Origin of the sequence: Methylophilus sp. 5 (genome assembly GCF_000515275.1) — a bacterium.
Lineage (GTDB): Bacteria > Pseudomonadota > Gammaproteobacteria > Burkholderiales > Methylophilaceae > Methylophilus.
Map to the genome: position 1 here is coordinate 524,091 of NZ_KI911560.1, position 12,855 is coordinate 536,945.

Genomic DNA, 12,855 nt, shown 5'->3' on the forward strand with positions numbered 1-12,855 from the left:
TGACCACCTCGCAAACAGCCCGTGTTATTTCGGCGAAAACTCTTTCATCAGCGCTTTCATTTCGCGCACAGCGCTATCCCAGCCGACGAATAGCGCATGCGCGACAATGGCATGGCCGATATTGAGCTCTTCAAAGCCAGCCAAGCGCGCAATATGATGCACATTGTGATAATGCAAGCCATGCCCGGCATTAACCACCAGGCCTGCCGCTTTCGCATGCTTGAGTGCGGTCTCAATTTTATCTAACTCTTCAAACTGCTGTTTTTCATTCCCGGCGTCGGCAAAAGTGCCGGTATGTAGCTCAATCACAGGCGCGCCCATTTTCGCTGCGGCGTCAATTTGCGCCAAGTCAGGCGCAATAAACAGCGACACACGAATGCCCTGATCAGACAGTTTTTTAACCGCATGCTCTACCTTGGTGTAATGCGTCAACACATCCAGCCCGCCTTCGGTGGTGCGCTCTTCCCGCCGCTCTGGCACCAGGCAGACATCTTGCGGATTGACCTGAATGGCGATATCAACCATCTCACCGGTTACCGCACATTCCAGGTTCATTTTGGTTTGCAACAAGGGGCGCAAAGCAAAAATATCGGCATCCTGCATATGACGACGGTCTTCACGCAGATGCAAGGTAATGCTGTCTGCACCAGACTGTTCAGCACGCAGTGCGGCTTGCACTACGCTTGGATATTTAGTGCCACGGGCCTGACGGATGGTAGCGACGTGGTCGATATTGACACCTAGTTTTAACATAGCGCTCTTTGTAATGGGGTTAATGACAACATTTTAACTGTTGATGATGGTAAACCAAATTGATCATGCAAAAAATAGAAAGATATTTGTGCTTAGATTTAAAGGTTTATAACCAAGCAGATATTTAAACTCGAAGTCCAAACTTGTCTACCAGTTAATTGCAGGCATCTTTGCGCTTAAGGGCGTTTTTTATTTCGCCTTATTGGCGAGTTACTTTTTTTGCTTGCCCCAAAAAAGTAACCAAAAAGAGGGCACCCAGCCATCACGGCCTGCGGCTCCCTTGCGTTGCTCAACAAAATAAGCCGGTCACGAAACTCATCCTAGCGGGCTGCAAACTACGCAGCCCACCGCGGGATTCGGACAGTCGCTCCCTCTAATCTTATTTTGTTTCCGCTACTCAGCGTGATGAATGGGATTCATCTCATTTAAGTAGCAGCGTGAAAATTTGGATGGTTCAAAAAACAGATTCTTTTTTATTAAATTCGAGAAGGGTTGCAGTCGTATGGTGTTCGGGGTCCCTATCTGACGCGCCGAGTAGCGCAGGCAAAATAAGAGTAGAGGGAGCGACTGTCCGAATCCCGCAGTAGCTCACGTTCTGTGTGAGCTACCAGGTTGAGTTTCGTGACCGCTTATTTTGACGAGCAACGCAGGGAACAAGCGGAAGCTGGGGTGCATTTCTTTTGGTTACTTATTCTTTGGGCAAGCAAAGAAAAGTAACTCGCTGAAAAAGCGAAAAACAATCTCTCAACCAAAGAACAACCTTTTATTGCAATCACACCACGCCTGGATTCCAGCCTACTAAAGAACTGACGGTGCGAACGCAAGACCCGCGACAATTAAAAGAACTAGAACCCCTGCAAATCCACCAACAACTGTCGTGTATGCAGCGGCTTCTCACCCAAATAATGCTGCAACAAATAGCGCATCAGTTGTTTGCTTTGTGACTGCGTGGTGGCATGCGTGTAATTACCACGCGCCATTTCAAGTAGCGTCGCACCTTGAATCAGCAGGCCGTTTCTGGTGGCAGAAGGCGCACAAGCGCCGTAATCCGCTTCAAAGCGATACGTTTCGTCTGCATGGATAATTTCACCATGTTCGTCATGCGTGAGTGGCACAGCATAGCCAAGCTCTTGCAACATTTTCAGTTCAAACCGGCGCAAAATTTCGGCTAACTGGCCGCTGCCTGCGTCTTGTTGCAAGGTGGAAAGTAACTGTATGGTTTGTGCGTAATATTCAAATAATTGCGCGTGGGCATCATCGCGCGGCAGTAAGCGCAACAGTAACTCGTTCATGTAAAAGCCGCACATCAGGGCGTCGCCGCGCAGCAGCGTGAGGCCGGTCATCCACTCTAATTCGTGCAGGGTTTTGAGTTCGTTTTTGCCTGACCAGGTGCCTGCCAGTTGCTGAAAAGATTGCAGCATGCCACGCATGGCCGAGAGTGGCCTGCGCGCACCTTTTGCCACGGCCGCAATCCGGCCCAGATCGCGGCTGAACATTTCAACTACGAGGCTGGTTTCTTTAAAAGGATAAGTGTGCAGGATAAAAACCGGTTGCTGGGATTGCTTGTGGCTACCGGAATCGGGGGACTTTACTGCCATGGCATGCCAGTAGTGAATCTGCTAATTAAAAGCCCAGACTCTTTAATGCGCGTGCATCATCGGCCCAACCACCCTTCACCTTGACCCAGGTTTCTAAGTAGACTTTGGAGCCAAATAGTTTTTCCATGTCCTGGCGCGCTTCGGTTGAGATTTGTTTGAGTTTTTCGCCACCTTTGCCAATGATCATCGGCTTTTGGCTGTCTTTGTCTACAATAATGGCCGCAAAAATACGGCGCAGATTCTTCTCAGTTTCAAACTTTTCAATTTCTACAGTCACTGAGTAAGGCAACTCATCCCCCAGTAGACGGAATATTTTTTCCCGCACCAGCTCAGCGGCCAGAAAGCGTTCATTTTTATCAGTGAGCTCGTCTTCTGCATAAATGGCAGGCTGTTGCGGCAGGTGCTCACGCACAGTGGATAGCAGCTCATCCAGGTATAAGCTCTTTTTGGCGCTGACCGGAATAATGCCGGCGAAATCAAACAGTTGGTCAAAATCTTGAATCAAAGGCAGCAAATTGCCTTTATCGCCCATCAGGTCTGCTTTATTCACAACCAACAACACAGGTTTGTTTTTTGGCAACAGCTTAAGCACGATCTCGTCTGCTTCACCCAGTTTCATCGGCTCAATCACAAACAACACCACATCGACCTCAGTTAACACTTGGGTGACGGTTTTATTGAGGGTTTTATTAAGCGCGTTAATATGTTTTTGCTGAAAACCAGGCGTATCCACAAACAGGAACTGGGTATCATCTGTGGTGTGTATGCCAAGCAAACGATGGCGCGTGGTCTGTGCCTTACGCGAGGTAATGGCCAGCTTCATGCCTAAAATATGATTTAGCAATGTGGATTTACCAACATTGGGGCGACCAACGATGGCAACGGTACCACAACGAAAATCGTCTGCGGCGGGGGTAAGTTGTTCTGTCATGATTGAATCTCGTCCATGGCCAATTTGGCCGCTTGTTGCTCCGCCACACGGCGACTGGTGCCCACACCGGTGGTGGTCAGTTTGAGCTTTTGAATAAAACACTGCACAGTAAAGGTCTGCGCATGCGCTTCACCTTCAATCGACACTACCTGGTAGTCCGGCAGGTCCATTTTTTTGCTTTGCAGATATTCCTGTAATTGCGATTTGGCGTCTTTGTCGATAAATTTCGGGTCTATGGTCTGCAACTTGTCGCGATACAGTAACGCTACTACTTGTTGCGCGGCATCAAAGCCACCATCCAGATACACCGCGCCGACAATGGCTTCCAGTGCATCAGCCAAAATTGAGGGGCGGCGCCAACCGGCACTTTTCAATTCGCCCTCACCCAGTTTGAGCGCATCGCCCAAATGCAAGTCTGCTGCAATTTCAGCCAGGCTGGCTTCTCTCACCAGTTTGGCGCGCAGGCGGCTTAAGTCGCCCTCAGGCAAGTGCGGAAATAAATTAAACAGCTGATGCGCGATGATAAAGTTGAGTACGCTATCACCCAAAAATTCCAGACGCTCATTATTGATGGCAGAAAAACTGCGGTGGGTGAGCGCTTGCTGCAGTAGGGTGGGCTGCTGAAAGCTGTAGCCAATTCTGGTTTGTAATACCGGGAGTGCGTTCATTTAGGGGCAACCATGCCAGCCATCAGGGTTTGCTGGCTGCATCAAAGTCAATCAACAGGGTTATGCTGTCTGTCAGTAGAATTTTTTTCTGATAACGCATGGCGACCACACCGCCGCTGATGTCTAAATCGCGACCAGTCACATCGTGAATGCTATCCACTTGCATCTGACGATCAAAGGCAGTGCGCACATCGCTGTCGCTTTGCAGTAAAGGATCATGCGCAATGCGGTTAACGGTGGCTTGAATGGAGTAGTATTCCATGTAGGCTGGCAACGCTTTTAAGGCCACAGTGCCCAAAATGCCAAATGCGGTTAAAACCAGCAAAAAACCGAGCAAACCGATGCCGTGTTGGTGAGAATGCTTTGAGTATTTAATCATGCTATCCCTCATCAGATGTCGTTGTCCACACGGCACACCGTGTAGTTAACCAATACTTTGCCCGATACGGCGCCATTGGTCAAAGTTAAACCAAATAAAGAAAGCGCGGCCCACCAGGTGTTTTTCGGCAACGAAGCCCCAAACGCGGCTGTCCGAGCTGTTATCGCGGTTGTCGCCCATGGCGAAATACTCACCGGCAGGCACTGTAATCGTTTCTCCCTGCATTAAACGAGCGCCATTACTCCCTGGACTATATTGGTTCATGATGTCATGAATCAGCACCTCATGCTTTACATCGCCCAACTGCTCGCTCAAGCGTGATGCAGTCACATCTACCGCGCGCGCATTGCCACTTTCATCATTCACATTGAGTGCGTATTGATACGGCTGCACAAAGTCGAGGTTAATCACTTTGCCATTGATTGTGAGCTGCTTGTCACGATACTGGATTTTGTCGCCTGGCAAGCCGACCACACGTTTGATATAGTCAATCGAAGTATCAGGCGGATAATGAAACACAAACACATCACCACGCTTAGGCAAGCTCACCGGGTAAAAAACACTATTCAGGATAGGCACACGCAAGCCGTAAGTAAACTTGTTGACCAGAATATAATCGCCCGCCAGCAACGTTGGCATCATGGAGCCTGAAGGGATTTTAAATGGCTCTACCACAAATGAGCGCACCATAAATACCAGCAAAATCACCGGAAAAAAGCTTTTACTGTATTCAACATACCAGGGGTCGGCAACTTCGCCAAAGGCCGCTGACTGGCGTTGTTTGCGCAATACCAGAATATCCAGCAGCCAGATCACGCCTGAGACCAGCAAAATCACCAACATAAAGATTGCAAAATACATGCTTGTTTCCCGAGTAAGCTATTCCACTAAAGTGATTATTTATCTTCTACACGCAAGATAGCGAGGAAGGCTTCTTGTGGAATTTCCACATTACCGACCTGTTTCATACGCTTTTTACCTTCTTTTTGTTTTTCCAGCAACTTGCGTTTACGCGTAATATCGCCACCATAACACTTGGCAATCACGTTTTTACGCATGGCTTTCACCGTTTCACGCGCAATAATGTTGGCGCCAATAGAGGCTTGAATCGCAATATCAAACATCTGGCGTGGAATTAATTCGCGCATTTTTGAGACCAGCTCACGGCCGCGATACAGGCTATTGGCACGGTGGACAATCAGGCTTAATGCATCTACACGCTCGCCGTTGACCATAATATCCAGCTTAACCAAATCTGCGGCACGAAACTCCAGAAACTCGTAATCCATAGAGGCATAACCACGCGAGACCGATTTCAATTTATCAAAGAAATCCAGCACCACTTCATTGAGCGGCATCTCGTAGCTCAGCATGACCTGGCGACCCATGTATTGCATATTGCGCTGCACACCGCGTTTGTTATTACACAATGTCATCACTGGGCCGACATAGTCTTGTGGCATCAGCAAGTTCACCACAATCATCGGCTCACGAATTTCTTCAACCCGTGATGGCTCAGGCAAGCGTGACGGGTTTTCAATTTGCACCACTTCACCGGTTCTAAGCAGCAGCTCATACACAACCGTCGGCGCGGTGGTAATCAGGTCCATATCGTACTCGCGCTCCAGGCGCTCTTGTACGATCTCCATATGCAACAAGCCTAAAAAGCCACAGCGAAAGCCAAAGCCTAACGCGGTTGAGTTTTCTGGCTCAAACTGCAGGCTGGAGTCATTCAAACGCAGCTTTTCCAGTGCCGTGCGCAAAGATTCAAACTGGTTAGACTCAACCGGATACAAGCCCGCAAACACCTGCGGCTTAACCTCTTTAAAGCCGGGCAATGCTGCTGGAGCCTGCCTGCCTGCCAAGGTTACAGTATCGCCCACTTTGGCCGCCGCCAGCTCTTTAATGCCGGCGATAATAAAGCCTACTTCACCCGCACTTAATTGCGTGCGCTGTAATGACTTCGGTGTAAACACACCGACCTGCTCACATAAGTATTCTGCACCCGTTGCCATCAAGCGGATTTTTTCTTTGGCGCGCAACGAGCCATCGACAACGCGCACCAGCATGACCACGCCCACATAATTATCAAACCAGGCGTCAATCACCAGTGCTTTCAACGGGGCATCAATATCGCCAACCGGTGGTGGCACTTTAAGCACAACTTCCTCCAGCACATCGCGCACGCCCTCACCGGTTTTAGCAGAGCAACGCACCGCATCGGTGGCATCGACCCCGATCACGTCTTCAATCTCTTGCATCACGCGCGCCGGATCAGCAGAAGGCAAATCAATCTTGTTAAGAATAGGCGTGACTTCTACACCGAGCTCAATCGCGGTGTAACAGTTGGCCACACTCTGTGCTTCTACCCCTTGCGAAGCGTCGACCACCAGCAAAGCGCCTTCACAGGCAGAAAGCGAGCGGCTGACTTCATAGCTAAAATCGACGTGACCGGGCGTATCAATCAGGTTGAGGTAATAGGTTTCACCATTATTGGCTTTGTATTGCAGGGCAGCGGTTTGCGCTTTGATAGTAATGCCGCGCTCACGCTCGATATCCATGCTATCAAGCACTTGTGCTTCCATCTCGCGTGCTTCGAGGCCACCGCATAATTGAATAATGCGGTCTGCCAGTGTCGATTTGCCGTGGTCAATGTGCGCAATAATCGAAAAATTACGAATATTTTTCATGTGTCGTTTACGTTATTTACAAGCAAGAAAGGCGCTTGAAGCGCCTCTCAAATGGGGTGCATTTTACAGTAAATGCATGAATATCAGTGATTTATTTTCTGCAAGCGCCCATGCAGCAAGCCGCGATCACAAGCCATCATCACTGGCCTATCAAACACAAAAAGACAGGCTAACCTGTCTTTTTGCCTACCTCACCACAAGCAGCCCTTACTTGATCTTAATCGGCACGTATAAGGTATTTTCGCCACGCTGCACCAACACGGCAACGGTTTTGCCCGCGGCCACGGCATTAATCTGCTTGTTAAAAGCATCCACGCTTTGGCTTTCATTGTTATTCAAGCCAAGAATCACATCACCGCGACGAATACCGGCTTGCGCAGCGGCGCCATTACTCTCAATCACCAGCAAACCATTTTTACCATTGAGCTTTTTCTTTTGCAGCGCAGTCAGTTCACGCAAGGTCAGGCCGATTTTATTGGCCTCAGGCTTAACCGGCTCTTTGCTGGTTGTAGCCGCCTCAGTTTGCTCGCTCGGCATTTCACCCACGCCTAATTGCAGGGTTTTATTGGCGCCTTTACGCACGATCTCTACCGGCACCACTTTGCCTGGCTTGGTCGTAGCCACCACACGCGGCAAATCACTCGACGTGGTAATGGGCTTGCCATCAAATTTGAGGATAATATCGCCTGCTTCCAACCCACCTTTGTCAGCCGGGCTATTTTTCTCAATACCGGCAATCAAAGCACCGCTGGTTTGCTTGAGGCCAAACGAGTCGGCCAGGTCTTTAGTAACTTCCTGAATACCAATCCCCAACCAGCCACGGGCAATGCGGCCATTGGTTTTAAGCTGGTTAGAAATATCAATCGCCACATCAATCGGAATACTAAATGACAAGCCCATAGAGCCGCCACTTTTGCTGTAAATTTGCGAGTTGACACCCACCACTTCGCCGCGCAAGTTAAAAAGCGGGCCACCGGAGTTACCTGGGTTGATGGCGACGTCAGTTTGAATAAACGGCACATAGTTTTCTTGTGGCAGCGCGCGGCCTTTGGCACTCACGATGCCGGCCGTCATGGTATTTTCGAGGCCGAACGGTGAACCAATCGCAGCCACCCACTCGCCCACTTTGAGCGCATTCGGATCACCAACCGTCACTTTGGGTAAGCCAGTCGCTTCAATTTTAATCAAGGCCACATCGGTACGCTTATCTGCACCGATAATCTTCGCCTTAAACTCACGCTTGTCATACAACTTGACCAGCACTTCATCGGCCTCGCTCACCACATGCGCATTGGTCAAAATATAACCATCGGCACTGATAATAAAGCCAGAGCCCAATGACTGGGTTTTATAGTCTTGCCCACCCTCCTGGCCTGGGCCACCGGGCATCCCGGGGATACCAAAGCGGCGCAAAAACTCTTGCAGGTTTTCATCATTTGGCATCCCAGGAAAACCAACACTACCAGCACCATGCACCACCGACGTAATACTGATATTCACTACCGCTGGCCCTTGTTTTTCAGCCAACTCGGTAAAATCCGGCAAATCCTTAGCCTCTACGGCTACCACTGGCATAGCGATTGTGACTGCACACGCCAACATCACGCCAGAAACCCATTGCTTCATCATGATTATTCCTACCATTTATTGATTATAAAGTTTTTGCACCATGGCGTTTAAACCGCCTGGACACACTAACGCTTGTAAGCGTCACCAAGATGACATGGTGGCTGTACAGAGAAATTCAAGTGATGGGGAGCGTTGCGTCACTTCATTAAAATCGTAAAACCATCATACTTGCCAGCGTGCTGATTAAACCGAGCACCAGCGATGCAATTACTTTTTAAACGTCACTTGCTGCGCGATTTGCTCAACCGTTTGCGCAGGCACCTCACCAACAACAACCAACTGATAGCCATTTAATACATGCGCGTATACATTGGTCGACCCCATGGTTTTTTTACCTACGCGCGGCTGCATGCCTTTAACCATAGGCTCAACAAACAGCGACACCGAGGCAAGGCCATCGGAAAAAATCAATTGCTGTACTGGCGCGGTGCGACCGGGCACTTTTAACTGAATTTGATCAACTTTTTTGTACCCCGCTGGCAGATTCGCCACCACCAGATTATCAACCGTATGCGTCAAATCCGTGGTGTCATCCATGACATAAGGCTTAGTCGCATCAATTTTGGGCTGAAACCAGTCCAGGTCTTTGGTGTGCAACATGGCCACCTGATTAAAACCAATCTGCTCCAGCGTGTGGCCTTCCATATCCAGCATGCTCATTTTGAGCAACAAGCCATATTCAGCATCAGACCAGATACGATACTGATAACGCAGATTGTCATTCGGAATCATGTCAATGACCTGCGCCAGCCGTCCGGCAATGCGTTCTTGGCCGACAAACTTCAGTTTGTAGTTTTGCTTGAGCGGATATAACTGCGTCGGCAGCATGGCCGGAAACAGATTCTGGCCGCGCCGCTTTTCAATCACTACTTTGTCATTTTTGGCATTGAAGATGACGATGTCATCACCCTCGCTAAACACTTCGCGCGGCCTGCCATCGAGCACCACATTGCGGGTAAACTCACGCCCGCCTTCGTAGATATGGGTAATTTGGACTGAGCGGATCATCGCGCCGTTGTGATAAACAAACAGGCCTTGGTAATTTAGCTCGCGCGCGGCAGAAGCGGTTTTTTGCATGGTTGCCCAAAGATCCTCTTCGGCAACCGCAGCTTGGCTGACGGCAGCCAAAAACAGAACAGGCAGTAAAGCCCGGCGGAAATCATACTTAGGTGACATACGGTGACGACAGTAAACTTATTCGCCAGCGTTATAGGCAACACTGTGCATATAATAAGTTGCACTATTGGGCGCATAGTTGTGGTGCGCAACAACATACTCATCGGTATCATTGTCGGCAATTTGCATGGTTGTCGCCACTTGTGGCTGATTCAAGACAAACATCCCGACAAACAAGGCGGCAGCCACTGAAGCTGCAATGGACCAACTGTATTTACTCAAACGCGGACGGATATGGGTTACTTTTTCTGCAGCCGCCATCGCTTGCGGCGCCAGCATGGTTGGCTCGTCATCAAGCTGCGCCATAATGCGGCTGGTCATCTCAGACTCAACCCAACAATCGTCACGAATCACATCGCGAATCACATGATAGTCACGCCAGGCCTGGGCAACTTCACCCGTAGATTTGGCCGCGAGAAAAATATGTTCGCAGCGTTCAACATCGACCTCACCGTCGACTAAGGCAGATAATTGCTGCTTCATAATAACCCCAAATCAATCAATGTTTTTATGTTAGCATTTAACAAAATATTTGTCATAACACCACACACCCACAACTGTTTTATAACAGATATCGCGCGATTACCAGCGTTTATGCTGAGGCGTATCCAACAATGGCCTCAACTTGGTAGCAATCGTTTCGCGCGCCCGAAAAATACGTGAACGTACGGTACCAATAGGACACTGCATCACGTTTGCAATGTCTTCATAACTCAAGCCTTCTAACTCACGCAAAGTAATTGCGGTACGTAACTCTTCTGGCAATGCGGCAATCGCATCGTTCACCGTTTGTGCAATTTCTTTTGTCATCAGAGAGGTTTCAGGCGTCTCCATGGTGCGCATGTCAGTGCCTTCATCGAAGTTTTCTACATCTTCGATTTCCACATCCTGCATCACCTGTGGTTTGCGCCCCAGAGACACCAGGTAATTTTTGGCCGTGTTGATGCCAATGCGGTACAACCAGGTGTAAAACGCGCTATCACCACGAAAGCTATGCAAAGCACGGTAAGCCTTGATAAAAGACTCCTGCACCACATCTTCTACCTCAGCCTGGTCGCGAATCATGCGTGACAACAGCCGCCCAAGCTTACGGTGGTATTTTTCCACCAACAGTCCAAAGGCGCGTTTATCGCCTTGCTGAGCACGCTCAACCAGCATCTGGTCGAACTCTTTATTCTCTTGCTGTTTGGCGTTCGCCGCCTGAACAGTCATATCGCGATGACTCCCTTGGGTAATTTTATGATTGGGAGTAGTATACGCTTTTGTGTTATTTTCGACGAACCCGGTGCGCGTTAACGCCTCTAAATTTGCTGTGTGTAACATCGCCTCATCCCTTATTTTTGCCTGCCACTGCAACACGCAATACAGACAATTATGTGACCCTGCATTACCTTCAAAGTTCCATTGATCTCAAAACAATATGAATAAAGTGTTTGATGTCCTGATTATTGGCAGCGGGCTGGCGGGTCAATCGCTGGCGTTACGACTAGCCGATCAACACCGGGTATGCATTTTAAGTAAGCGCGAACTCACCTTAAGCGCCAGCAACTGGGCGCAAGGCGGCATTGCCGCGGTACACAACAGCGAAGACTCCATCGAAGCACACATTAAAGATACGCTGGACGCAGGCGCAGGCCTGTGTGACAGCGAAGTGACACGCATGGTGGTGACTAATGGTCGCGCCAGCATTGAGTGGTTATTGCAGCAAGGCGTGAATTTTACCCGCGAAGCCGACGATGACCGCCTGCACCTGACCCGCGAAGGCGGCCATAGCCACAGACGCGTGGTGCATGTGGCCGACGCCACCGGCCAAGCTGTGCAAACCACCCTCACCGATCGCGTGCGTGAGCATCCAAACATCACTATTCTTGAACACCATATTGCGGTCGACCTGATCACCACACACAAACTGTTCAAGCAAACCGCCAGCGACGGCCCCAACCGCTGCCTGGGCGCGTATGTACTTAACAATCAGACCGGCAAAGTGATCACACTGTCTGCGCAATACACGGTGACCGCCACCGGTGGCGCAGGCAAAGTTTACTTATATACAACTAACCCCGACATCAGCACTGGTGACGGCATCGCCATGGCCTGGCGGGCAGGTTGCCGTGTGGCGAATATGGAATTCGTGCAGTTTCACCCGACCTGCCTGTACCATCCACATGCCAAGTCGTTTTTAATCTCAGAAGTATTGCGTGGCGAAGGCGGCTTGCTGTTACTGCCAGACGGCACCCGCTTTATGCCCTGGCACCACGAACGCGCCGAACTGGCACCGCGCGATGTCGTGGCACGCGCCATTGACTTTGAAATGAAAAAACGCGGCCTGGATTGCGTTTACCTCGATATCAGCCATAAACCACTCGAGTTTATTCAATCCCACTTTCCCAACATTTATCAGCGCTGCCTGCAACTGGGTATTGATATCTCCAAGCAAGCGATTCCGGTAGTGCCTGCCGCACATTACACTTGCGGCGGCGTCATGACCGACATGCATGGTCGCACCGATATTGATTGCCTATATGCGATTGGCGAAACCGCCTGCACCGGGCTGCATGGCGCTAACCGGCTGGCCAGCAACTCTCTGCTTGAATGTCTGGCCTTTAGCCAAAGCTGCGCGCTGGACATAGAAGCGCAAGGCTTGCAGCCAACCATTTCACTACCCGATTGGGATGAAAGCCGCGTCACGGATGCCGACGAAGAGGTCCTGATCACCCACACCTGGGATGAGTTGCGCCGCTTTATGTGGAACTATGTTGGCATTGTGCGCACCACCAAGCGCCTGAGCCGCGCCCTGCACCGTATCCATATGCTCAGAAACGAAGTAGGTGAGTTTTACAGCAACTTTAAAGTCAGCCACGATTTGATTGAACTACGTAACCTGCTGCAAGTGGCAGAGCTGATTGTGCGTTGTGCGATTGAGCGCCATGAAAGCCGCGGCCTGCACTTTAGCAAAGATTACCCTGACTTGCTGCCAGAGGCGATTCCTAGCGTATTGGCGCCAGACAACTACACCAGCTTGCTGGATTAG

The 12,855-nt window shown here is 49.9% G+C and carries 12 protein-coding genes; 1 reads left to right on the forward strand and 11 read right to left on the reverse strand.

Annotated elements, in window-relative coordinates:
• Positions 1-24: 24 nt before the first annotated feature.
• From pdxJ to rpoE, 11 genes are all read right to left on the reverse strand, one after another.
• On the reverse strand, positions 25-753 hold the full coding sequence (pdxJ, locus tag METH5_RS0102285) for a pyridoxine 5'-phosphate synthase (protein WP_029146980.1): 729 nt from the start codon (positions 751-753) through the stop codon (positions 25-27).
• Between the two features lie 845 nt (positions 754-1,598).
• Positions 1,599-2,351, reverse strand: coding sequence for a DNA repair protein RecO (recO, locus tag METH5_RS0102290; protein WP_029146981.1), 753 nt, complete (start codon positions 2,349-2,351; stop codon positions 1,599-1,601).
• 25 nt (positions 2,352-2,376) lie between these two features.
• Entirely contained in the window at positions 2,377-3,282 is a 906-nt protein-coding gene (gene era / locus METH5_RS0102295; RefSeq protein ID WP_029146982.1) for a GTPase Era, read from the reverse strand.
• Positions 3,279-3,950, reverse strand: coding sequence for a ribonuclease III (rnc, locus tag METH5_RS0102300; protein ID WP_029146983.1), 672 nt, complete (start codon positions 3,948-3,950; stop codon positions 3,279-3,281). Before rnc ends, era begins: the two co-directional genes overlap by 4 nt.
• Positions 3,951-3,972: 22 nt before the next feature.
• Entirely contained in the window at positions 3,973-4,329 is a 357-nt protein-coding gene (locus METH5_RS0102305; protein ID WP_036307494.1) for a DUF4845 domain-containing protein, read from the reverse strand.
• Positions 4,330-4,374: 45 nt separating this feature from the next.
• Positions 4,375-5,190 (reverse strand): signal peptidase I, encoded by an 816-nt coding sequence (lepB, locus tag METH5_RS0102310; RefSeq protein WP_029146985.1) that lies wholly within the window; start codon positions 5,188-5,190, stop codon positions 4,375-4,377.
• A 35-nt stretch (positions 5,191-5,225) separates the two neighbouring features.
• Positions 5,226-7,019 carry a translation elongation factor 4 gene (gene lepA / locus METH5_RS0102315; RefSeq protein WP_029146986.1) on the reverse strand — a complete coding sequence of 598 codons (1,794 nt, stop codon included), beginning with the start codon at positions 7,017-7,019 and terminating at the stop codon, positions 5,226-5,228.
• 207 nt (positions 7,020-7,226) lie between these two features.
• Positions 7,227-8,648: a DegQ family serine endoprotease gene (locus METH5_RS0102320; protein WP_029146987.1), complete on the reverse strand. Its 1,422-nt coding sequence runs from the start codon at positions 8,646-8,648 to the stop codon at positions 7,227-7,229.
• Between the two features lie 207 nt (positions 8,649-8,855).
• Complete coding sequence (locus tag METH5_RS0102325) at positions 8,856-9,824, reverse strand: MucB/RseB C-terminal domain-containing protein (RefSeq protein ID WP_029146988.1); 969 nt, start codon at positions 9,822-9,824, stop codon at positions 8,856-8,858.
• Positions 9,825-9,842: 18 nt separating this feature from the next.
• Entirely contained in the window at positions 9,843-10,307 is a 465-nt protein-coding gene (locus METH5_RS0102330; protein WP_029146989.1) for a sigma-E factor negative regulatory protein, read from the reverse strand.
• A 99-nt stretch (positions 10,308-10,406) separates the two neighbouring features.
• Positions 10,407-11,036, reverse strand: coding sequence for an RNA polymerase sigma factor RpoE (gene rpoE / locus METH5_RS0102335; RefSeq protein WP_036307496.1), 630 nt, complete (start codon positions 11,034-11,036; stop codon positions 10,407-10,409).
• 208 nt (positions 11,037-11,244) lie between these two features.
• Between rpoE and nadB the strand changes: the two genes are divergently transcribed.
• The gene (gene nadB / locus METH5_RS0102340) at positions 11,245-12,855 is read left to right on the forward strand and encodes an L-aspartate oxidase (RefSeq protein ID WP_029146991.1); all 1,611 of its coding nucleotides are present in this window, start codon (positions 11,245-11,247) and stop codon (positions 12,853-12,855) included.